15 protein-coding genes are annotated in these 23,486 nt (G+C 61.3%); 6 read left to right on the top strand and 9 right to left on the bottom strand.

The features are described from left to right. Nucleotides 1–40 precede the first annotated feature (40 nt). From HXS66_RS12665 to HXS66_RS12655, 3 genes are all read left to right on the top strand, one after another. Entirely contained in the window at nucleotides 41–1,903 is a 1,863-nt protein-coding gene (locus tag HXS66_RS12665) for a copper resistance system multicopper oxidase (RefSeq protein WP_176503686.1), read from the top strand. Nucleotides 1,904–1,912: 9 nt separating this feature from the next. Then, a complete protein-coding gene (locus tag HXS66_RS12660; protein WP_176503685.1) occupies nucleotides 1,913–2,695 on the top strand; it encodes a copper resistance protein B in 783 nt (260 codons plus the stop codon). A 202-nt stretch (nucleotides 2,696–2,897) separates the two neighbouring features. Further along, nucleotides 2,898–3,602, top strand: a complete 705-nt coding sequence (locus tag HXS66_RS12655; protein ID WP_176503684.1) for a cytochrome c — start codon at nucleotides 2,898–2,900, stop codon at nucleotides 3,600–3,602. An 85-nt stretch (nucleotides 3,603–3,687) separates the two neighbouring features. On the opposite strand, the gene HXS66_RS12650 is transcribed toward HXS66_RS12655, so the two are convergent. The 3 genes from HXS66_RS12650 to HXS66_RS12640 all read right to left on the bottom strand — a co-directional run bounded on the left by HXS66_RS12650 (nucleotide 3,688) and on the right by HXS66_RS12640 (nucleotide 7,731). After that, complete coding sequence (locus tag HXS66_RS12650) at nucleotides 3,688–4,911, bottom strand: TauD/TfdA family dioxygenase (protein WP_176503683.1); 1,224 nt, start codon at nucleotides 4,909–4,911, stop codon at nucleotides 3,688–3,690. Between the two features lie 127 nt (nucleotides 4,912–5,038). Next, nucleotides 5,039–6,130, bottom strand: coding sequence for a GlxA family transcriptional regulator (locus HXS66_RS12645; protein WP_255303238.1), 1,092 nt, complete (start codon nucleotides 6,128–6,130; stop codon nucleotides 5,039–5,041). A gap of 209 nt (nucleotides 6,131–6,339) precedes the next feature. Further along, on the bottom strand, nucleotides 6,340–7,731 hold the full coding sequence (locus tag HXS66_RS12640; RefSeq protein ID WP_084208784.1) for a diguanylate cyclase: 1,392 nt from the start codon (nucleotides 7,729–7,731) through the stop codon (nucleotides 6,340–6,342). A gap of 289 nt (nucleotides 7,732–8,020) precedes the next feature. Here HXS66_RS12640 and HXS66_RS12635 point away from each other — a divergent pair, with 289 nt between their 5' ends. The 3 genes from HXS66_RS12635 (at nucleotide 8,021) to HXS66_RS12625 (ending at nucleotide 14,863) form a co-directional block, all read left to right on the top strand. Next, nucleotides 8,021–10,438, top strand: a complete 2,418-nt coding sequence (locus HXS66_RS12635) for a DNA polymerase II (protein ID WP_255303237.1) — start codon at nucleotides 8,021–8,023, stop codon at nucleotides 10,436–10,438. Nucleotides 10,439–10,683: 245 nt separating this feature from the next. Further along, on the top strand, nucleotides 10,684–12,441 hold the full coding sequence (locus tag HXS66_RS12630) for a multidrug ABC transporter permease/ATP-binding protein (protein ID WP_176503682.1): 1,758 nt from the start codon (nucleotides 10,684–10,686) through the stop codon (nucleotides 12,439–12,441). Nucleotides 12,442–12,799: 358 nt separating this feature from the next. After that, nucleotides 12,800–14,863 (top strand): TonB-dependent siderophore receptor, encoded by a 2,064-nt coding sequence (locus tag HXS66_RS12625; RefSeq protein WP_176503681.1) that lies wholly within the window; start codon nucleotides 12,800–12,802, stop codon nucleotides 14,861–14,863. Nucleotides 14,864–14,999: 136 nt separating this feature from the next. Here the strand turns inward: HXS66_RS12625 and HXS66_RS12620 are convergent, their stop codons facing one another. The 6 genes from HXS66_RS12620 to HXS66_RS12595 all read right to left on the bottom strand — a co-directional run bounded on the left by HXS66_RS12620 (nucleotide 15,000) and on the right by HXS66_RS12595 (nucleotide 23,485). Continuing rightward, entirely contained in the window at nucleotides 15,000–16,166 is a 1,167-nt protein-coding gene (locus HXS66_RS12620; RefSeq protein WP_176503680.1) for a DUF1513 domain-containing protein, read from the bottom strand. 37 nt (nucleotides 16,167–16,203) lie between these two features. Next, nucleotides 16,204–17,361, bottom strand: coding sequence for an imelysin family protein (locus tag HXS66_RS12615; RefSeq protein WP_176503679.1), 1,158 nt, complete (start codon nucleotides 17,359–17,361; stop codon nucleotides 16,204–16,206). An 86-nt stretch (nucleotides 17,362–17,447) separates the two neighbouring features. Then, nucleotides 17,448–18,920, bottom strand: a complete 1,473-nt coding sequence (locus HXS66_RS12610; RefSeq protein WP_176503678.1) for a di-heme oxidoredictase family protein — start codon at nucleotides 18,918–18,920, stop codon at nucleotides 17,448–17,450. 206 nt (nucleotides 18,921–19,126) lie between these two features. Further along, entirely contained in the window at nucleotides 19,127–20,437 is a 1,311-nt protein-coding gene (locus HXS66_RS12605) for an imelysin family protein (RefSeq protein ID WP_136937889.1), read from the bottom strand. Between the two features lie 286 nt (nucleotides 20,438–20,723). Next, nucleotides 20,724–22,367 (bottom strand): ABC transporter ATP-binding protein, encoded by a 1,644-nt coding sequence (locus tag HXS66_RS12600; RefSeq protein ID WP_084208777.1) that lies wholly within the window; start codon nucleotides 22,365–22,367, stop codon nucleotides 20,724–20,726. Between the two features lie 8 nt (nucleotides 22,368–22,375). Next, on the bottom strand, nucleotides 22,376–23,485 hold the full coding sequence (locus HXS66_RS12595; RefSeq protein WP_077376794.1) for an ABC transporter permease: 1,110 nt from the start codon (nucleotides 23,483–23,485) through the stop codon (nucleotides 22,376–22,378). Nucleotide 23,486: the final 1 nt, after the last annotated feature.

Raw genomic sequence — 23,486 nt, 5'->3', positions numbered from 1 at the left:
ATCCATGTCATGACTCATCATTCATGACCCGGGGGCAACAATGGCCATGGCATCAGGAACGTCTGATTTCTCTGTATCACGTCGTCAATTGCTGAAGGGAGGTTCTGCCCTGGGGCTTGGCACAATGGCACTGGGGATGGCACCTGTCTGGGCCAATCCCTGGGGGCAAACATCGACTTATTCTCAAGGGATTGTGCATGGCCCCGAAGTCTCGCTTGTCATTCGTCGTGAAGATTTCGACATCGACGGGCAGTTCGCGCGTCCCATCACGATCAATGGCAGCAGCCCCGGCCCCATGGTGCGTTTGAAAGAGGGGCAAGATGCTGTCATCAAGGTGACGAACCTGATGGATGAGCCGACCTCCATCCATTGGCATGGCATCATACTTCCCCCGGAAATGGACGGCGTGCCGGGTATCAGCTTCGCGGGAATCGCACCGGGCGAGACCTTTACCTATCGGTTTCCTGTCACCCAGAGCGGTACCTACTGGTATCACAGCCATTCAGGCCTTCAGGAGCAGGAAGGCCATGCTGGGCCCCTGATCATCGATTCAGCGACTCCCGAAGCCTTCGAATACGATCGTGAGCATGTCCTGCTGCTCACTGACTGGACGTTTGAAGATCCCAAGACAGTCTTTCGCAATCTCAAGACCATGGAGGGGTATTACAACTTCCAGGAACGGACCGTTGCTGATTTCTTTGCGGATGTGCGGCGTAGAGGGCTGGTAGACACGATCGAGGCACGCAGCATGTGGGCTGAGATGCGCATGAGTTCGCGGGATATCGCGGATGTCACCGGCAGTACCTATACGTATCTTCTCAATGGTCATTCACCAGAAGAAAACTGGAGCGCGCTATTCAAGCGTGGGGAAACCGTACGTCTGCGTGTCGTCAATGGCTCGGCAATGAGTTACTTCGATTTACGTATTCCAGGTTTGAAGATGACCGTGGTCGCTGCAGATGGCCAGCCAGTGCAACCGGTAGAAGTGGATGAGTTCCGCATTGCCGTGGCGGAAGCCTACGATGTGCTGGTGACACCGGAAGACGACAAGGCGTACACCATCTTCGCCGAAGCCATGGACCGCAGTGGCTATGCGCGAGCCACGCTGGCACCTCGCCCCGGGATGGAGGCGCCCGTACCTGAACGACGACAGATCGCTGATCGCGGGATGGAGGCCATGGGCGCTCATGCGGGAATGGACCATTCGCAGATGGCAGGCATGGATCGTTCGAAGATGGCAGGTATGGAACATTCGAAGATGGCCGGTATGGATCATTCGAAGATGGCCGGTATGGATCATTCGAAGATGGCAGGCATGGATCATTCGCAGATGGCTGGTATGGATCATTCGAAGATGGCAGGCATGGATCATTCGAAGATGACGGGCCTGCAAGCCGATGTAGCCAAGGATGGCATGCTGATGGCGGGTGCTGTTCAGCAGGGGGCTCGTTACGACCAGGCTGGCATCGGTCTGGATCAATCGCTGCGTCGTGTACTGGTCTATCAGGACCTCAAGGCCCATGCGCCCTGGCCGGACAGGCGCGGCCCCACGCGCGAGATGGAGCTGCATCTGACCGGCAACATGGAGCGCTATATGTGGTCCTTCGATGGCAAGAAGTTCAGTGAAGTCAATGGCCCGATTCACTTCAAGAAAGATGAGCGACTTCGGCTCATCCTGATCAATGACACCATGATGGAGCATCCCATACACCTGCACGGCATGTGGATGGAGTTGGAGAATGGTCAAGGAGATCTGATTCCTCGCAAACATACCTTGAATGTCAAACCGGGTGAGCGAGTGTCAGCGTTGATCACTGCAGATGCAGAAGGTAGCTGGGCTTTCCATTGCCATCTTCTGTATCACATGGACGCAGGTATGTTCCGTGTCGTAAAGGTTTCTTGAGGAGTCATCATGTCAATCAGTCATCATTCATTTCGTCTTGCCAGCGTGACGGCGTTTCTGTTCTCCAGTGCTGGTGTCTCTCAAGCGTTCGCTCAGGATGGCTATGATGCCCCGCAGTCATGGCCATCACCCATGGCAGAACATCTCCAGTGGAGTGCAGCATTCGATCGCTTGGAATATAGCCTTCCGAATAAGGGCGAGGACTCACTGATATGGGATTTTCAGGCCTGGTATGGCGGAGATACCCATCGTGTCTATCTCAAGTCAGAAGGGGAAAATACCCAGGGCGATGGCGAAGACGCCGAGTTTGAGTCACTTGAGCTTCTTTATAGTCGCCTGATTGCCGATTTCTGGGAGTTTCAGATTGGAGGTGGCTATCAGGGCGGCGTACTCAGTGATGATCATGATGAAAGCGTGTATGGGGTCTTCGGGCTTCAAGGGACTGCACCCTACAGAATCGAGACGGATGCAGCAGTCCAATATCGAGAGGGAGGCATCGTCACTGCCAGTCTGGAACTTGAACATGATATACGCCTGACGCAGCGCTGGTATCTACAGCCACGTAGTGAAATCGTCCTTGCTGCCAATGAATCCAGACAACAGGCTATCGGATCGGGTCTCAATTCTGTGCGAATCGGCTTGCGTGCTCGCTATGAGGTGACTCGTAGAGTAGCTCCTTATGTAGGTATGTATTGGCAGCGGGAGTATGGCGAAACTGCTGATATGCGGCGTGAGGAAAGCGAGACGGTAGAAGATACGGGTGTCGTGATTGGGATGCGCATGATGTTCTGAAGCACGCTGGCGGCGGTGTTCAGTCATCAGGTTACGCCTCCGCGACGGTGACCAGCATTCGTGGCATTCGTGAAGACCTGCTCATGATTGGATACTGCGCCTTTCCTGAATTTCAGGAAGCATGACGAGGCAAGGCCCCATTGTCTGCATGGTGTCAGACGATCTGTTCATTGAATATGCTTGCTTGACCAAGGGATATGACATGAAAAAAATGCTATGGGGAATGTGGCTGACGTTGATGATGCTGGCAACTCTTGGTGCGGGGGCGGTTTATTCCGGGGTCATCAGTGTGGCCGCGGATGACCCGCACTGGGGTTGGGTGTACGAAGTATTTGAAACGGCGCGTGATCGCTCCATCGAGTTCCACTCCAGTGCTATCCAGGCTCCCCTGCTTGATGATGAAGCCATGATTGTCGCCGGTGCAGGCAATTATGCCTCGATGTGCGCCTCCTGCCATCTGGCACCTGGTATGTCAGAGACAGAACTCAGTAGGGGGCTTTATCCCAGTCCCCCGAATTTCGCAGCATCTACCATGAGCGGTGAGCCTCATGAGCGTTTCTGGGTCATCAAGCATGGGATAAAAGCCAGCGGAATGCCTGCATGGGGCAAGAGTATGCAGGATGAGTACATCTGGCAGATGGTCGCCTTCATGGAAGAACTTCCTGACATGAGTGCTGCGCGTTATACGGCCCTTGTGGCAGCAAGTGATGGTCATCAACATGGCGGAGGTGAGACTACGCTATCGCAGTCATCGCACCATGCTGATGGGGTTGGAGAGTTACCCCATGATGATGGGCATCATGATGCTTTGCAGGAAAGCCCTGCTCAGGAAAGTCATGATCTGAAAAGCAACGGTGATGCAGATGGTCATTCTCACGCCGCGCATGATCAGGAGCATCAACATTGAAATCGCGTGCGATACTGGGCAGCCCCAGGCTTGTATGGAAACTTTCGGGGCTGCCATTTCTTTACGCCATCTTGATGTTCGAGTATCAGACCGTAGGCGTTGCCTCGACCCGCTCCGCGCGCTCGGCACGCTTGAGCATGCGATAGCGCGAGCGTACCTCGTCACGCTCCAGGTAGCAGCCCTGCAGCCAGCGGCTGCCGCTGTCGCCTTCGAAGGCATCGCGGGCGTGCAGAAGGCGGCGATTGTCGAAGATGACAAGGTCACCTGGCGCGTAGGTGAAGCGCAGGGCGAAGCGCGGCTCACGCAGCATGCGCTGCAGTGTCATCAGGGCATCGTAGGCGATTTCGGTCTGCTCGAACGGTGCCATCATCGGGCCCCGCAGGAAGTCGGCGATCCGCACTTCCAGCAGCTCTCCCGCCTGGCCCAGCACGATCATTGGTGAATGCCAGACGTGATCGGTATTGCGCGAGGTATTGGCGTAACGCCAGTGCACCGTGGTGAGGGTCTCGTAGGCCTCTGGGTGTTCTTCCTTCAGTGCCGTGGCGATGGCGAAGCCATCCATCATCACCGCCATGCCGCCTTCCACGCTGTTCTCGATGCAATGCAGACACTGCAGGCCCGGCTGGTATTCCCGGGTCGGCAAGTCTACATGCGGTGGCAGCGCGATGGAGGTATAGGCGTTGGAGTCCGGGTTCTGGATCGCGCGGACATTGAAGAGGTGACCGAAGTTGGTGGTGCGGATCGAGCCGATGCGCTCGGCGACCTTCTCCAGGGCGCCGGACTCCGCCGGCAGATTACGCAGACGCACCAGTCCCTTGCCGAGCAGCTCGTGCAGGGCCGGATTGAGGATCTCGGACTCCTGCTGGCTGCCATGCTCGGCACTGGCCAGGCGGGCGGCGTCGATGGTCGGGGGCTGTTCCAGCTGTTCACCATGCCAGAGAGCAAGCGGCGGCAGTTCTGGCGGCAAGACACTCTGGTTGTCGTAATCATTGGCACGCAGGAAGCCCGGGTGGAAGCGCAGGCGGCGGTCTTCCGGCGTGAACAGCACGCTGAGCGCACCGTCCTCATCGATGCTGGCCTTGGCGATCTCCGGCCATGCTGGCAGCTGGGAGAGATCCAGTATGCGTTCGCGTGTCGCTGGATTGATGGTGGTGTCATCCGCGGCGTTCTCGCGCAACCAGACACTGTGGAAACGACTGACGCGCCCGTCGCTCCAGCTCACGCTGAGATAGCGCGCTTCGTGGGTGACCTTCACGAGAGTCTCGTCAATCGGCCAGCTGTCGTAGTCGGGTGTCATCGGGAGCGCCATGGAGAGTCCTTCCTTCTGTCGGTGATCAGTTCCCCGACAGAATGGCAGTCCATGCAGGTGTCTTCTGTGCCCAATTCGACGCCATCTGTGCCCAATTCGACATCTGGTGCGCGCGTGGCGTGTCAGCTCATGAGACGGGACGCGGTGGCTGGCGTCGTGCCTGTGTCGGGGTGATCCCGAAGCGGCGACGAAAGGCGCGGGTGAAGCTCGAGTGCGATGTGAATCCGCAGGCCAGGGCGATATCGGTGATGCCGTGGCGGGTGTCATGAAGCAGACTGCGCGCATGCAGCAGGCGACGTTCTCCCTGATAGGCCTGAGGCGTGCATCCCAGCCCTTGCTGGAAGCGCCGCTCCAACTGACGCCATGAGAGCCCGAGCTCCTCGGCCAGTGCCTCGATGCTGAGTGGCGCCTCCAGGGTGTTTTCCATGCGCGTGATGGCACGTCTGAGCAGCGGATCTGCCAGGTCTGCCGATTGTTGACTGAGGCCGCGCTGCCGGCTGGCGGGCAGTCGTCCCTGATCGAGAATCAACTGTTCGCGTACCGCCTGATAGAGCGTCTGGCCATGCTGGCGGCGGATCAGCTCCAGGCTCATGTCCAGCGGGGCGCTGCCTCCGGCGCAGAAGAAACCATCATCACTGATTTCATAAAGAGACTCCACGGCATCCACCTCATCGAAGCGTTGGGTGAATTCCGGCAGGCTCTCCCAGTGCAATGTGACTGTCTTGCCCGTCAGCAGGCCTGCACGTGCCAGCACGAAGCAGCCGGTGTCCACGCCCCCGAGCTGGCAGCCGCTGCGGGAGCGCTGCTCAAGCCATTGAAGAGTGCGATCTTCCAGATAGGCTTCCGGGGCAAAGCTGGTACATACGACCAGCTTGTCCACCGAGGGGAGCTCGTCACGTGCCGTGTCCACCGGCAGGACCATACCGTTGGAGGCCTTGACCGGTGCGCCATCCTGACTGGCGAGTGTCCACTGATACAGGCGCATCCCGCGCAGGCGATTGGCGATGCGCAGCGGTTCGATCATCGAGAACAGCGCGACCATCGCGAAGCCCGGCAGCAGGAAGATGCCCAGTTGGTGGCGCTCGTGCTGGGTCGGCGAGGCGAGCGCTGCCGTCAGGGGCGCGATGCCGGTGGGCTGCGCTGACAGAACGCCATCTTCCGCCAGGCCGACGGCGCTGCGGGAATCAGGGGAGGAGGCATGGGAGTCGTGTGATGACATGAACGCTCTGGCAATGAAGGCGTCGGGTGGCTTGGCATCGAGGCGAAGCCCATGACATTAGCCTGTTCGCTGGCAGAGTGCGAGGCGTCAGCCAATCCCCGCTCGATCGCTCGCGGGTCATCAGGAGGAGGGGCGGTTGGCGGGAAAACAAGAGGCCAGAGTGTGATCTCGGGCCCGTTTGGCGTGAAGGCAGACTGCAAGACTTTCTGTCACACCATTCTGAGGCAGTTCCGCCCATCTTCCTTGGCGGCGTACATGGCCTCGTCCGCGCGAGCGATGAGCTGCTCGCGCGTGGCACGCTCGCTGGGTGCAAGACAGGTAAGTCCGATGCTCAATGACAGTGGCAGACGTTGTCCAGCGTGCTCCACGACACTGTCCTTCATGCGCTGACGCAGCGTATTGATGCGTGTGGCAGAGTCGCTGAGCAGTGAATTGGGCAGGATGGCCAGAAATTCCTCACCTCCCCAGCGGGCGAGAGTATCCCCGGGAAGCAGAATGTCCTCGGCGAGGACACCCAGCTGCTGCAAGGCAAGGTCACCGGCGTCATGGCCGTAGTTGTCGTTGATCTTCTTGAAGTGATCGAAGTCCAGCAATGCGACGCACAATGGTTGGTCGACCTGGGAAGTCGACAGCGCGGTGATACTCTCCTCCAGCACTTTCTGAGCATGACGTCGGTTGTAAAGGCCGGTCAGCGGGTCAGTGATCGCGACCTTCTCGAGCGCCTGATGGGCTTCCTTCAGAGCATTGATGTCATTGGCACGCGCGACTTCATGTCCGGCCCACAGTGCGATGAGACGCACCAGCTCGATATCCTGCGAAGTGAAGGGTTTCACCGGATCGGGGCTCGAGAAGTTGAAGGTACCGTAGCGTTCACCATCCACGATCACCGGCGCGCCGATGTAGGCTTCCAGATTGAAGTTGGAGTAGCAGGGATGGTTTCTGATCTCGCTGCTTGCCACATGGTGGAAGGCTTGTACGCTATCGGCCTTGTAGACGTGATCACAGTAGGTATCGCTGAGGGAGAAACTCAGTCCCGGTGCCAGCAGGTCTTCCGGATGGCAGGCACGCTGGACGACGTAATCACCATCCGTGATGCGGCTGAAGATACCGATGGGCAGGCCAAAGTGTGCACATCCCAGTTTCAGGAGTTCATCAATGCGATCATTGAAGGACAGCTGGCGAGAAGAGGTGATGGCGTGGAGTCGGTGCAGGGTGTGCTCTGCTGTCACGCGACGAGAGACATCGCGGATCAGGCCGAACATGAAGGTGTTGTCGCTGGACGGGTCCTTGATGGGGCCGCCGAGTGTCTCGCCATAGAAGAAGCTGCCATCCTGACGTCGATAGCGAATGACCCGCCCCTCCCTGGGGGGCAGGGCATCGGTGCGGAATTGTCGCGTGCCCTGGCGCTCGAATTCATCGTTGGAGGCATACAGTATGCGTGTCTGCTGGCCGATCAGCACGTCACGCGGATAGCCGAATGCCTTTACCGCGCTGTCGTTCATGTAGGTGATGTGTCGCTGATCATCCGCAAGCAAGATGATATCGTCGATCTGGCCAAGCATCTGGCCCAGCAGGGTTTGAATCATCTCAAAGCGTTGCATGACGCATGCTCCTTGAGTCGTGCCGGTATCTTGGGAGGGGCATTCCTTGCCGCAGTCGTCATTCACATCGCTGGGAAGGCACGGACGTTACCGTCATCAAGCAGTGGCGTCGCGACGGCTGTTGCACGTTACTGAATTCATCTTAACGTATGGGGATGCAGTCGCGTCTTGATCTCATCCTGCTCGGCATTCGTATATTCAACGTAAGGGTATTGCAGTGCCAGAGGCCGTATCGTCAGGTTTCCCCCAACCGTCCACTCGCCAGGATGACCTCGAGCCGGACACAGGCGTGAAAGCGACTCCCACCACGGCTCATCAGGGCTTCGTGATGACGCGACACTGGCGGGATACGTCGGAAGGTGTCGTGATCAGCGTCTGGATTCGCACCGAGGATGGCGGGATGCGAGTCCAGACTCAGCCCCAGGAGGTGGTCGCTTTCCTGCCAGCTGAACAGCAGGTGCTGGCGCAGACTCTGGTCCGCTTCCAGCCCGGGGCCGAGCTGCGCCCGTTGGCACTGGAAGACTTTCATCATCGTCCGGTGGTGGGACTTTACTGTCGCGAATACCGCACGTTGGGGCAGCTGGCACGTCGTTTGAAAGCGATCGGTGTCGACGTCTATGAGGCGGATGTCCGTCCGCCTGATCGCTATCTGATGGAGCGTTTCATCACGGCGGGCGTCACGGCGCGTGGTGAGCGTCACGCCGATGGCAGTCTGCACAATGCACGCCTCATGCCGCTTGACGGCTACCGTCCCCCCCTGCGCTGGGCATCGCTGGACATCGAGACCGATGCCCGGGGCAATCTGTATTCCATCGCGCTTGAAGGCTGCGGCCAGCGTCAGGTCTACATGCTGGGCCCGGCGAACGGTGAGACGACTGCCCGATGCGACTTCGGGCTCGAGTATCGGGACAGCCGGCATGAATTGCTGCAGTGCCTGATCGACTGGGTGGCACGCCACGATCCGGACGTCATCATCGGCTGGAATGTCATCCAGTTCGATCTGCGCATGTTGGTGCGGCTCTCGGAGGCCGAGAATCTGCCTCTGTGCCTGGGGCGCGATGGCAGCACGATGCAGTGGCGAGCGCATTCGCGTCAGGCGGAGCATTATTTCGCCGAGATTCCCGGCCGGTGGGTGGTGGACGGCATCGAGGCGCTCAAGTCGGCCTTCTGGCATTTCGAGTCGTTCAGCCTCGAGAATGTCTCGCGTGAGCTGTTGCAGGAAGGCAAGGCCATCGATGATCCCTATTCCCGTCTGGACGAGATCCTGCGCATGTTCGCCGAGGACAAGCCGTCGCTGGCGCGCTACAACCTCAAGGATTGCGAGCTGGTCACGCGTATCTTCGAGCGGACGCGGCTGATGGAATTTCTGCTGGCGCGGGCCAGTGTCACCGGACTTGAAGCCGACCGCAGCGGTGGCTCGGTGGCGGCCTTCACCCACCTTTATCTGCCGCGCCTGCATCGACTCGGCAAGGTCGCGCCCAATCTGGGAGATGTGGTGGGGGAGGACAGTCCCGGCGGCTTCGTGATGGACTCCCAGCCCGGACTCTACGACTCGGTACTGGTGCTGGATTTCAAGAGTCTGTATCCCTCGATCATCCGGACCTTCCTGATCGACCCGCTGGGGCTCATCGAAGGGTTGCATGAGTCGGATGATGTGTCGTTGGGCCAAAGCGTCCCGGGGTTTCTCGGTGCGCGGTTCTCGCGTGACAAACATTGTCTGCCCGCCATCGTCGCGGAGATATGGCAGGCGCGGGACGCCGCCCGGGCGGCAGGCGATGTGCCGCTGACGCAAGCGCTCAAGATCATCATGAACGCCTTCTATGGTGTGCTGGGCTCACGCGGTTGCCGATTCTTCGACCCGCGTCTGGCCTCCTCGATCACACGGCGTGGCCATCAGATCATCCAGCAGACGGTGGCGTTGATCGAAGCACGCGGCTACACCGTGATCTACGGTGACACCGACTCCACCTTCGTCTGGCTTGGCGAGGCGCACACGGAGGAGGAGGCCGGTGAGATCGGCCGTGAACTGGCCGCCCATGTCACCGCCTGGTGGCAGCGGCATCTCAAGGACAGTCTGGGGCTCGACAGTGCTCTGGAGCTCCAGTTCGAGACCCATTATCAGCGTTTTCTGATGCCCACCATCCGGGGAGCAGAGGAGGGCAGCAAGAAGCGCTATGCAGGCCTCCGGCAGACGGGTGAGGGAGGTGAGAGCGAGCTGGTGTTCAAGGGGCTCGAGTCCGTGCGCTCCGACTGGACGCCGCTGGCCAAGGTATTCCAGCAAGGCCTCTATCGCCGCATCTTCGAGGGAAGCCCCTACCAGGAGTATCTCAAGCGCTACGTGCAGGAGTCTCTGCAGCGCCATGCTCAAGGGACTGACAGCCACTCTGACGTGGATGCGCTGATCTATCGCAAGCGCCTGCGGCGACGTCTGGATGACTACCAGCGCAACGTGCCCCCGCATGTGCGGGCAGCGCGTCTGGCGGATGACGAGAATCGCAGGCTCGGCTTGCCGTTGCGTTACCAGCGTGGCGGCTGGATTCGCTACGTGATGACCACTGCCGGGCCGGAGCCTGTCGAGTACCTGCGCTCTCCCATCGATGTGGAGCATTATCTGAGTCGTCAGCTCAAGCCCGTTGCCGATGGCATTCTTCCGTTCGTGAAGGATGATTTCGATCGTCTGCTGGATCGCCAGATGACGCTATGGTGAGACTCACGGCCACTTGAGTGGCCCGTGACCGCCGAGCGTCATGAGCGGGGGCGGTTCTCGCGGGGACAGGTGCAAAGAGCCGGATCGCGCGACGGTACCTACCGCTGTCATTTCGTAGTGATAATATTTCTCATTATTTCTTGCATTAAAGTATGCGCGCCGTAAGATTCCTGTCGGCGCAGTCACATGAGCTGCGTCGCCGCCTTCTGGTGGCGGTCTGATTGCCATGGTGCCCGGGAGCAGGTGTGACGTTACTGAAAGTGGTTCTTGCCCATTATCGCTGGTCCTTTCTTGGTGTGATCTTTCTGAGCCTTGTCAGTGCAGGGCTGGGAATCGGTGTCATTGCCTATATCAACCAGCGACTCATCGCGCATTCTGCCACCGTCCCCCTGGACGAGGGGCTTGCGGCCCATGTCGGGGTGCTTCCGGAGTTTCTCGGGCTGATTCTGCTGTTGCTGGCGATTACCCTGGGGGCACAACTGGCGTTGACGACGCTGGGGCATCATTTCGTGCACGGACTGCGCGGGCGTCTGGTCAAGCAGATCCTCGATACCGATATCGAGCGGCTCGAGCAGCTGGGCAGTGCCAATCTGCTGGCGAGTCTGTCGAGTGACATCCGCAACATCACTCTGGCGTTCGTGCGCCTGCCGGAACTGGTGCAGGGCATCGTGCTGACCCTCGGAGCCGTGTTCTATCTTGGCTGGCTATCCCCCGGCATGATGCTGGTCACCGCCATCTGGGTGACCTTGACCATCATGGGGGGCAGCTGGCTGGTCACGCGAGTCTATCGCCACTTGGCCGAGGTGCGTGAAGCGGAGAGTCGCCTTTACGCCGACTATGAGGCGGTCATCGATGGGCGCAAGGAGCTGGCGCTCAATCGACCCCGTGCGCGTGACTATTTCGACACCCGCTATAGCGTCAATGCCCGTGAGTATCGCCATCACGTCGTGCGCGCGGATACCTACCACCTGAGCGCCGTCAACTTCTCCAACATCATGATGCTGGGTGCCATCGGCATCGTCTTCTATCTGGCCAATGGCCTGGGCTGGGCCAGCGGTGAGGTCGCCGCGACCTTTTCCCTGACGCTGCTGTTTCTGCGCACGCCCTTGATCCAGGCCGTGGGGGCATTGCCGACCTTGCTGGGGGCGGATGTGGCCTTTGCCAAGCTGCGCAAGCTGGCATTGGCACCGGTCAACGCCGACTTCGCGTCTCCTCAAGATGCACCGCCGCAGGGACATGCGTCAGCCGCAGACACGTCGGCCGGGTCTGACTGGCAGGCCCTGAGTCTGCAGGGTGTCTGTTTCCGCTACGCCGGCCGCGAGACCCTGGGACAGGACATTGCGCACAACGACGCGCAGGCCTTCTGCGTCGGCCCGCTGGATCTTACCCTCAGGCGCGGAGAGCTGGTCTTCCTGATCGGTGGCAATGGCAGCGGCAAGTCGACCCTGGCCAAGCTCTTGACCGGCCTCTATCGGCCGACATCAGGCTCCCTTATGCGGGACGGGCACCCGATAGGAGAAGACGAGCGGGAAGCCTGGCGTCAGCAGTTCTCGGCGGTCTTCACTGATTTCCATCAGTTCGATCGCCTGCTGGGACCGACCGGTGAGCAGGCAGATCCGGCATTGATCGCGCAGTGGATCGACTACCTGCAGATGCGCGAGAAGCTGGTGCTCGAGGAGAACCGTGTGATCAACACCGAGCTGTCTCAAGGGCAGCGCAAGCGACTGGCGCTGTTGATGGCCGTGGCAGAGCGTCGCGACATCGTGTTGTTGGATGAATGGGCGGCAGATCAGGACCCGCAGTTCCGCCGTATCTTCTATCGCGATCTGTTGCCGCGTCTGCGCGAGATGGGCAAGACGGTCTTCGCCATCAGTCACGATGATCATTATTTCGCGCAGGCAGACAGGTTGTTCGAGATGCGCGCCGGCACGTTGCAGGAGTTGTCGGGCGCCCAGCGTGATCGCATCAGCCAGGATGCCGTCGCGCGTCTGGATGAAGCCTGAAACAACCCGTTCGGGCTGGCGGCGGGGCGGCCGCGGGATGCCGCGGTCGCTCATTTCCTCCGACATCACCAGACAGGCAGTGGCAGGACGTGAGCCCCGGAGGCGGTCTCATGTGATGTATCAGGGATGATGCCCGGCTGCAGCGTGAATCGCCCCTCGGGGTGCTGCAGTCGGTCAGACGCGCCATTCTCGGGATTGCATGCTGGTGCATGCAGAACGGTGTGTCACCACGATTCACATTAGATGAATACGAATCATCCTGATTCCATTCCGTATTCGCCATGAGCGTGCCAGTGAGAGACGCCACGAGGCGGAAGGGGAGATTGACCACACAACGATCGTTGCAAGGGAACACGATATGTCCAGACATCCAACATCACGGCAGACACCTGTCCGGCCGGCACTCGCCTCTCTAACGCATGCCATACGGCTCTGTATCGCGGCAGGGCTCCTGTCACAGTCGGCCAGCGCGCTGGCCGCCGAGACCGATGACACCATGGTCGTGGTCGGCACGGCACTGAAAGTCGATGCGCCACTGGTGGAGACACCGCGTCCGGTCTCGACGGTCAATCGCGAAGAGCTCGACACGCGCAACGTCCAGCAGCTCGATGAAACCTTCCGTTACCGTGCCGGCGTCCTGTCTGGCCATTATGGGTCCGACAACAATACCGACTGGTTCAAGGTGCGTGGCTTTGATCAATCCACCTATCAGGATGGCCTGCGTATCTACCGTGAAGGCTTCTATCAGTGGTTGCCGGAGACCTGGGGCCTGGAGCGGGTCGATCTGTTCAAGGGACCTTCTTCCATCCTCTATGGTGAGGCGCCTCCCGGCGGGTTGATCAACGCCATCAGCAAGCGCCCCACCGATGAGCCGCAGAGCGAGATTCAGATTCAGGTCGGCAATCGCGGTCTGCGCCAGACGGGGCTTGATACCAGTGGCTATCTGAGCGAGTACGGGGATGTACGCTATCGTCTGGTCGGGCTGTACCGCGAACGTGATGGGGATCTGGATCATACCGAGAACGAGCGCTACTACTTCGCGCCGAGTCTGACCTGGGACATCTCGGAGGCAACCCAGCTGACGCTGCTCGCCAGCCTCCAGAAGGATGATGGCGTCCCTACCAATGCCTTCAAGCTGGCCTATGGCACCCATGATGATACGCCGTTCGGCAAGGTGGACCCGCAGACCAACTACAGTGAGCCGGGGTATGACAAGGATGAGCGTACCCAGACCTCCCTGGGCTATGAGCTGAGCCACCAGCTGAACGACACCTGGGCGCTGGAGCAGGATTTCCGCTATAGCCAGCTGGATCTCGACCTGATCAGCAGCTACATCCTCTATCAGTCCTCGGCGCGCGAAGGACAGCGGGGGCTGCTGTACCGTGAGGGCACCATCGACAGCTATACCGTCGACAATCGGGCCATCGGCAAGTGGTATGGCGAGCGCACCGAGAACACCTTGCTGCTGGGCGTGGATTATCAGAATCTGAGCCTGTCGGGCAAGGAAGCGGATGACTATGCCTTCGGCGATCCGATCGATCTGTTTGACCCGCAATACGGCAATTACACCGCCTTGAGCGATGACCAGATCACGCGGCGTGATATCGACAAGGAGCAGATCGGCCTCTACGTGCAGGATCAGCTGCGCATCGACGACAAGTGGGTACTGCTGGCGGGGGTGCGCTACGACCAGGCCGAGACCGAGAACGTCAATCAGACGACGGGGTCACGTGAGCGCTCCGATGATGACGAGATCAGCTGGTCGGGCGGGGTGATGTACCTGAGTGACTTCGGCCTCAACCCCTATCTGAGCTATACCGAATCCTTCGAGCCGATCAGCGCGACCGATGATCGCGGTTCGCTCTATGAGCCTCGCGAAGGACGCCAGTGGGAACTGGGCGCCAAGTACCAGCCCGCCGGCTGGGATGGCTACGTGACGGCGGCTGTCTTTGATCTCACCGAAGACAATACGCTGGTCACCACCGGCGGAATCCAGGTGCAGGAGGGCGAGCGTCAGTCGCGTGGCTTCGAGCTGGAAATGGTCGGTTATCTGACGGACCATCTCAAGCTGACCTCGGCGTATACCTATACCGATGCGCGTCTGGAAGACGATGTGCGTGCCCCGCTGATACCGCGCCACCAGGCCTCCAGCTGGCTGGATTACGCCTTCGAGCGTGGTGCCCTGGAGGGGCTGCGTCTGGGAGCGGGTGCGCGCTATGTCGGAGAATCGGTGGATGGCGACACCACCGTGTCCGACTATCTGCTGTTCGATGCGATGGTCGGGTATGACTTCACCCGCGAGCTGAGCGCTCAGGTCAATGTCAGCAACCTCACCGACAAGGAATATGTCGCCAGCTGCAGCTACTGGTGCTACTACGGGGAATCCCGCAGCATCATTGGCAGTCTGAGCTATCGCTTCTGATTCCTTGCGCCTTTGTATCATGTCCTTTTGAACGACAACGCCCCGCAGGCATCCGCCTGCGGGGCGTTGTCGTTTCCTGCCGCGTGCCACACTCTCGCCCGCGACCTGGAGCAGTGGTCATCCCGTGATGCGCCGTCTACATCAACGCCAGATGGTTGTCCCAGTGGGTATTGGTCAGGCGCATCGGCCCCAGCGCCGGCAGCCCGTCCTCATCGATCAGCAGCCATTCTCCGCGACCATTGCTGACCACGAACCCCGCGGGAGTCTCCTGAGTGGCCGGTACTGCCAGCGCCCCCGCACAGTCGGCGAAGTCCAGTGTCGTCTCAAGCTCGCCGGTCTCGAGGTTCCACAGCGTGATCAGGTTGCCCCTGGGGGCAGTGGCCACCGCCAGGTGACCCTCGGGGGCGATGGCGATGCTCGCGATGTACTGCTTGAACTGAGGGACGTATTCCAGCGGTAGCGGCAATTCCTGCAAGGTCTCGCTGGCGGGGCGTTTCATCACCACCAGGGGGTGATGGTCCGAGGCAGGTCCCTGATACTGATACCCCGCGACGATGGTGCCATCGCGGCTGACATCCAGATGACGCAATGACAGCTGATGATGCGATGGCTCGCCTTGCCAGTGAATCTCGCCCGAGACGCGATCCAGCAGCGTCAGATTGGACTGCATCGACTCCAGATTGAGCTTCACGCGACCGGTCTCCGGGCGCGTGAGAATTCCGCCATTGGCGATGATCAGCTGCCGACCGTCCGGATGCAGACGGATCTCATGCGGGCCGATCCCGCCACTGGCGAACTCGCCGAGTCGCGCGAAGTCGCGATGCATGTCGTAGATCCCGATACGGCCTTCCCCGGAGGTGATGGCGTTCTCGGTGGTGTAGAGCAGACCGCCATCCGGGCTGAACACGCCATGCCCATAGAAGTGGCGGTCCGGCGCGGCTTCGATGCGCGTGATCCGCTCACCGGTCTCGAGGTGGAAGACATTGATTTCGGTGCCGGGGCGCCGGGCGAAGATCAGCGCCCAGGGCTTGTGAGGATGGCGGGTGGCGCCATGGGCGCGTTCCTTGATGGGCTGACGCCAGCGCTCCTGTCCCTGGTAACTGGTACAGCTGGCAAAGTGCTGCCCCGTGTCATCGTCACAGGCCGAGATGGCCACCCCGGCTGGCACATGGCCTCGAGCACTGGCGGCATTGTTGCCACCCGCCAGGACCCTGCCGCCGGAGAGCCCCATCAGAGGCGTGCACGCCAGCGCCTTGAGCAGACGGCGGCGCTGACGTGCCTCCGCTGGTTGGGTATCCAGCATGCTGTGTCCTGCTTTGTTCACGCGCTCCACTCCCGAATCAATCGCCATCGGTGCTGTTGAAGCCCAGAGACAGCCCGAGTGCCGGGTTGAGCGTGTCAGCGAAGCCGGCCTGCAGGGTCTCGAGGTGGATCATGGCCTGCTGCAGATCGCCATTGCGCGGGTCGTCGCGCAAGATGCCAGCGAGATCCGCCGGCAGGGCGGCGAAGGCGTCACGCGCATCGGCAAAGTCTCCGGTGGTGGAGGCCACCATGCGCGGGTCGACCTGCTGATTCAGGTAGCCCTGAATGCCTGCGACCTCGTCATTGCCGAGCCAGAGCGTCTCCATCATCGCAAGCGTCGCCCCGATGTTGGCAAGCCCCATGCCGCCACGCCAGGACTCTGCCGCGTAGGGGTTGGCCGTGCCGCCGTTGTCGAGCCCGATCGGGCGGCGCAGCTTGCGGTCCTTGATGGCCTCAAGCTGCACGGTCATCGCGCGTACCAGGGAAAGCACGGCGTCACGTGGATCGCTGAAGGCGCCAGTGCCATCGGCCAGTTGTGGCGCGAACTGCTGCCACTCTTCGAGCAGCGTCTTGCCGGTGCTGGCGGCGTAGGCGGTGTTGGCCGTCATCAGCTCACACCGCCGCGTGTTGGCGGTGAGGGGCGAGTCGGCATAGCGGGCATCGAACAGTTGAAATTCCACACTGCCCAGCCCCTGCATGACGATGGATTGCTCCGCCAGGCCATCGGCCGTGATCGGGGCATCGCCAGCGAGCAGGGCGCGTGTCTTGCCTGACACCAGGTCCTTCTTGTCCGGCCAGAAATACAGCTGCCATTGGCGAGAATTCTGCAGGATGGGCCCCATCTCGACCCAGTTGACCTGATTCAGACCCAGCATGGCGCTGCGCCAATCCTCCTTGAGCGTCTCGAGCGTCACGTCACCCTCGGCGGAGCAGAACGCCTGGCTGTGCTGCGAGAGCTGCGTCAGGCGGTTGGCGAGCTGCTGGTGGGCTTCGCTCAAAGTGTCAGCGGCAAACTGGCTGACGGCGTCCGCGCTGGTGGTGTTGGCGCTAGAAGAGTCCGATGCCGCCAGTGTGCTCGTCGACAGCAGTGCGGCGCCCAGCAGGGTCATGGCGGAAGTCATCAGCGCCAGGGGCGAGGGCTTGCGCGTGAAAGGTTTCATCGGGATGGCAGCAGTGGTGAAGGTGTCACGGGACATGTCGCGGGATTCCTTGTCAGAACGGCACGCCAGGCGAAAGTCGGGGGCGTGCCAGAGTCGGCTGGCGGGTAGGGGCTGAGTGGAGATCAGAGCGATTCCAGGAAGCGCAGCAGCGCCTGCCGCTGGTCAGTCGGCAACGCCACGACCTTGTCTCGACTGGCCCTGGCTTCCCCGCCATGCCAGAGCACGGCTTCAAGCAGGGTGCGGGCGCGTCCATCATGCAGGAAGCCCGTCGCGGGATTGACCGTCTGCGCCAGGCCGATCCCCCAGAGTGGCGGTGTGCGCCACTCATTGCCGGTCGCCTCGAATTCGCGGCGATCATCTGACAGGCCATCGCCCATGTCATGCAGCAGCATGTCGCTGTATGGCCAGATCGTCTGGTCAGCCAGTTGGGCGGCCACACCACCGGACGCGGTCGTCAGGCGTGGTCGGTGGCAGCTGGCGCATTCAAGCTCCCGGAACAGTTGCTCGCCTTCGCGCACCGTCGGGTCATCGAGGTCACGCCGTGTCGGTACGGCGAGATTGCGCGAATAGAACGCCACATTGTCCATGACGTTGTCTTCCACCTCGATGGTGCCCCCGTTGGGCAGGTCTGCGCATTTCTGGACCGGCGTGCAATCGGTGGAGCTGACCAGATTCGATGTCAGGCCCATGTCGCCGGCGAACGCCTTGGCGCTTTGCTGGCGAACGTCGGGTTGGCCGGCCTTCCAGCCAAAACGCCCCATGACCTCGTGCTGCTCGGTCAGTGACCAGACGGTATTGGCGCGGCCGCTGATGCCATCGCCATCCGCATCCTGCGGGTCGGCCCACTCGAGCAAGGTCTCCTCGCTGACCGCCTCGAGCAGCCCGAGGCCTACCATGCCCGGGGCAAGGCGCGGTGAGAGTGCAATGGGGCCAGGGTCGCCGAAGCCAGCCTCGACCAGGGAATAGCGCGGTTTGCGCAGCAGAACGACCTCTCCATCCGCCAACGGGACGGGCATCTCTTCATGGACGACCTGCATGCGGCCTTCGCGCTCGATACCGGGCACCGCGGCATTCTGCAGCTGAGTGCCATAGACGGGGTGCGGCATCACTCCAGCGATGCGGCGGAATTCACGCTCCTCATCGCTCCAGCTGTCCTCGTGGCTGTCCGGCATGCCCAGGCGCAGGAAGAGGCCCACCGAGGGGTCGCCCTCGGCCGGCAGACTGCCGCGTCCATCCTTGACGTGGCAGTTCTGGCAGGCATTGGTGTTGAACAGCGGACCGAGGCCATCGCGAGCGGTGGTGCTGGCGGGCGCGATCACCCAGGGGCTCTTGAAGAAGCTGTTGCCGACGCTGAAGGACAGACGTTGATCGAAGCTCAGGTTCTTGGCCGGCAGGGAATAGGCATTGGTATCGTGCTTGCGCACGCTGCCCTCGCCACCACTCTTCGCGGTGTCCTGCAGTGGCAATGCGGCCAGATAGGCGCTGACGGCCAGCGGTGTCTGGGCGGCCTGTGCCACGCCCTGGGGCAGGGCGGTCAGTGCGATGGCAAGCGACAACGCGTGAAGGATCGGGTGTTTCGGGATGACGTGTGGCATCGATGTAGGTCCTGGCTTGCGCGGTCAGGCTGCGAGTCCATCAGTGGCCTTCGGGCAAGGCACTCTGAAGAATTAGCAGGCGCGCATAAAATGCTGGCACGAAAGCATCAACGCCCGAACCTGTACGAGACAGGTTCGGGCGAGGGGGCTGCGCGGCCATGGGCGGTTTCATCACCGCCCATGGCCTGGCAATCTCGGGTGAGTGCCTAGAATTCGTGATCCGCGGTATCGGCCTTCAGTCCGCTGATGCCGACGTCGTTGGCAATCTCTTCGATCAGGCGCGTCTGCGCGACCAGGTCTTCGATGCTGGCATTGATGATCTCGGCACCCTCGGCATTGCCCGGGGCGATCATCTGATCAAACTTCATGCCGTCTTCGGCGTCTGCCGTATCCACCATCACCTGCAGCTGGCCCATGGTGGTGTCCAGCGCCTCGTGCATCTTCTCGGCCAGCTCCGGGTCATTCTGGGCGACGAGTGCGTGCAATGACGGGCCTTCGAAGGTACGGCCATCCAGCGTCACGTACGTGCCTTCATAGACGTTCTGGATGCCCTTGGCATTGTAGAAGTGCGAGTAGTGGGTGTTGTCGGAGAAGCAGTCGTGCTCGTCCTCGAAGGAATTGGCTTCCAGCGCGACCTTCATGCGCTCACCGGCCAGCTCGCCCAGTGACAGGGAGCCCATGCCGAACAGCATCTTCTCGAGGCCTTCACCGGCCGGCAGGGAGGTCAGCTCGGCGCGATAGTTGTCCTTGTCGCCCTGTGCCCACTGGCCGACCATGTATTCCAGGTCATTGATCAGCAGGTCATTGGCCGCCAGCAGGTAGGCGCCACGGCGGTCACAGTTGCCGCCGGTGCAGTCCTCTCCCTTGGCATAGTCCGACGCCGGACGCTCGCCTGCGCCAGACTCGAAGCCATGCATGTCCTGGCCCCAGAGCAGGAATTCGATGGCGTGGTAGCCGCTGGCCACGTTGGCCTCGAATCCGCCCAGCTCGTTCAGGGAGGCCAGCAGCTCCGGGGTGATCTCGGTAGTGTCGATCTTGTCGGCACCGATCTGCACGCTGTCGTTGGCGATGATGTTGGCGCTGGCGCCCGGGTTGCCCAGTTCCGCCTGATAGCCGTCGCCTTCGACGTAGTCGATCAGGCCTTCATCCAGCGGCCAGGCATTCAGCTGACCTTCCCAGTCATCGACGATGGCATTGCCGAAGCGGAAGACTTCACTCTGCTGATACGCCACGCGCGCCTGTTTCCAGGCAGTGCGAGCCGCGGCAAGCGTCGCCTCGGACGGAGCTTCGATCAGCGCGGCGTTGGCGGCACGCAGGGCATTGGCGCTGGCCAGGGCATCGCTGTAGGTGGCATGGGCCACGTTGGCGTACTGGTCAACGACGGCTTCAGCGCTCACCTTGCGATCATCGTGTGCATGGCCTTCATGCGCCTGGGCGGCAGAGCCGATCAGTGCCACGGAGAGCGCGATGGCGGCAGCCAGCGGCTTGCGAGCGATAGGGCGGAAATGTGCGGACATGAGGTTCCCTTGAACAGTCTTTTATTATGCAGATCGCGTGACGCGATGTCGTGAAGGCTCGACGCGACGGTGACAGGTGTCATGTCGTGCGCGGTGTCGCGTGGCCCACCTCTGACGGAATCATATTGAGAACCTTTATTATTTGCAATCGTCCAGAGTCAGTCAGGCAACTCAGCAGTGCGTTCCGTGCAATGCAGGATGCCTGTCTTCTCGAGACTCGCCACATGAGGGACGAGGCCTCCGCTGCCTTGGTGGCGGGCGCGCCCTTGAGTGGCAAGCGGAACTGTCACGTCAGTCCTGCCGCCTGGATCAGGGCCCGCGTGTAGTCCTCCCTCGGATTGCCCAGTACCTCGGCAGTCGTTCCGCTCTCCACCAGCTTGCCTTCGCGCAACACCATCACGCGGTGGGCCAGAGCCCTCACCACGGCCAGATCATGACTGATGAACAGGTAGCTGAGGCCATGACGCGCCTGCAGGTCGCGCAGCAGGGCGATGAGTTGCTTCTGGACGCTGCGATCCAGCGCCGAGGTGGGTTCATCCAGCACCAGCAGGTGAGGTTCGAGAATCAGGGCGCGGGCCAGCGAGATGCGTTGGCGTTGCCCGCCGGAGAACTCGTGTGGATAGCGGTCGGCGCACTCGGCAGGCAGCTCGACCTCGCGCATGACCTGCGTCACGCGCTGGCGTACCTCGTCCTCTGAGAGCTCAGGCTGATGAAAGCGCAGGCCTTCACTGATGATGTCCGTGACGGGCATGCGCGGTGAGAGCGAGCCATAGGGGTCCTGGAAGACGATCTGCATCTGGCGTCGCTTGTGACGCAGGGCGTTGCGATCCAGCGTATCGATACGGGCATTCTCCAGACGAATCTCACCGCGTGCGGCCTGCAGCTTCAAGAGCGCCAGGGCGAGGGTGGTCTTGCCGGAGCCCGACTCGCCCACGATCCCGAGGGTCTCCCCGCGCGCGAGGGTCAGATCCAGCGGCTGAAGCGCGATGAAATCCGCTGGACGTTTCTGGAACAGCTTGCGAGGACGCGAGAAGCGCACCTCCAGATCACGTGCTTCCAGAACGGGCGTGCCCGCATCCTCAGGGTCGAGTGGCGCGGCCACCCCTTCAGGCTCGGCGGCCAGCAGTTCGCGGGTATACGGGTGGCTGGGAGAATCGAAGACCTCTGACACCGGCCCTTGCTCGATGCATTCGCCTTCCCGCATCACGATGACGCGGTCTGCATGGCGGCGGACCAGATTGAGGTCATGGCTGATCAGGATCATGGCCATGCCTTGGTCTCGCCGCAGTCTGTCGAGCAGAGCGAGGATGTCCTGCTGCACCGTGACGTCCAGCGCCGTGGTGGGCTCGTCGGCGATCATCAAAGGCGGCTGATTGGCCATCGCCATGGCGATCATCACGCGTTGGCGCTGACCGCCAGAGAGCTGATGCGGCCAGGCCTCGAGGAGTTCTTCCGGGCGAGGCAGCTGAACCTGCTTGAGCAGCTCGATCACTCGCTGGCGTGCCGCATGACCACGCAGGCCCTGATGCAGCCGCAGGCTCTCGCTGATCTGGTCGCCGACTCGGGCCAGGGGGTTGAGGGATGTCATCGGTTCCTGAAACACGAAGCCGATCCGGTTGCCGCGCACGCGTTGCCATTGGCGGCTCGTCAGGGCTGACAGATCCAGCCTCTCTCCCTCGAGCGTGGTGAATTCCCGCGTGCCGGTGACATGGGCATGCCCCGGTAGCAGGCCGAGGCTTGCCAGCAGGCTCACTGACTTGCCCGAGCCGGATTCGCCGACGATGGCCAGACATTCGCCGCGCTTCACGTCCAGCGACAGATGCCTGACGACAGGTGTCTTGCCAAAGCGGATGCAGAGATCGTCCAGCCGCAGCACGCAGTGATCCCGGGAGCGCGGCTCGGCGTTGGCTGCTGTCGTGGCTTCATGCATTGACTGACTCATGCGTCCTGCTCCCGGGCACTGATATGACGTGGGTCGAAGGCATCGCGCAGCCCTTCACCGATGAAGACCAGCAGGGTCAGCATGATGCCGAGACTGAGAAATGCCGTCATGCCAAGCCAGGGGGCCTGGAGATTGTTCTTGCCCTGCGCGACCAGTTCGCCCAGCGACGGGGAGCCTGCCGGCAACCCGAAGCCCAGGAAGTCCAGCGCGGTCAGGGTCGTGATGGCGCCCGTGAACAGGAAGGGGATGAAGGTCAGGGTGGCGACCATCGCATTGGGCAGTACATGACGCCACATGATGAGACGTGAGGGCAGGCCCATGGCGCGGGCCGCGCGCACATACTCCAGATTTCGCGCACGCAGGAATTCGGCGCGCACGATATCGACGATCCCCAGCCACGAGAACAGCAGCATGATGCCGGTCAGCCACCAGAGATTGGGTTCCACGATGCTGGCCAGGATGATCAACAGGAACAGCACCGGCAGTCCAGACCAGATCTCGATCAAGCGCTGCCCGATCAGATCGACCTTGCCGCCGAAATAGCCCTGAACGCCACCGATCAGCACGCCCAGCACGATGGAACCGGCGGTCAGCACCAGAGCGAAGAGGACCGACAGGCGGAAGCCGTAGATCACCCGCGCCAGCACGTCCCGTCCCTGATCATCCGTGCCCAGCCAATGACGGGCATTGGGAGCCGAAGGCGCGGGAGACCCCAGGTTGAGATCCAAGGTGTCATAGGAATACGGGATCAGAGTGTTGAGCATGAAGCCCTGCGCCGCGATGGCGTCGATCACATAGGGATCGCGATAATCCGTGGCGGTCGGCAGGAAGCCGCCGAAGGTCGTTTCCGGATACTCCTTGAGCATCGGCAGGTAGAGCTCGTCCTGATAGGAGACCAGCAGTGGGCGGTCATTGGCGATCAGTTCCGCCCCGAGCGACAGAATGAACAGCACGCCGAAGATCAGCAGTGACCACCAGGCGCGCCGGTTGTCACGAAACGCCGTGATACGCCGCCGCGTGATGGGCGACAGGCGCGAGCGGTGCAGGCGTTCCGGCACGTCCTGGACGACGTTGGTCTCCCCTTGAAGGGGTGTGTCGTGACGCATC

Origin of the sequence: Cobetia sp. 5-11-6-3 (genome assembly GCF_013374055.1) — a bacterium.
GTDB lineage: Bacteria > Pseudomonadota > Gammaproteobacteria > Pseudomonadales > Halomonadaceae > Cobetia > Cobetia marina.
The sequence above is the reverse complement of the archived record's forward strand: the minus strand, read 5'-3'. Positions and strand labels throughout refer to the sequence as shown.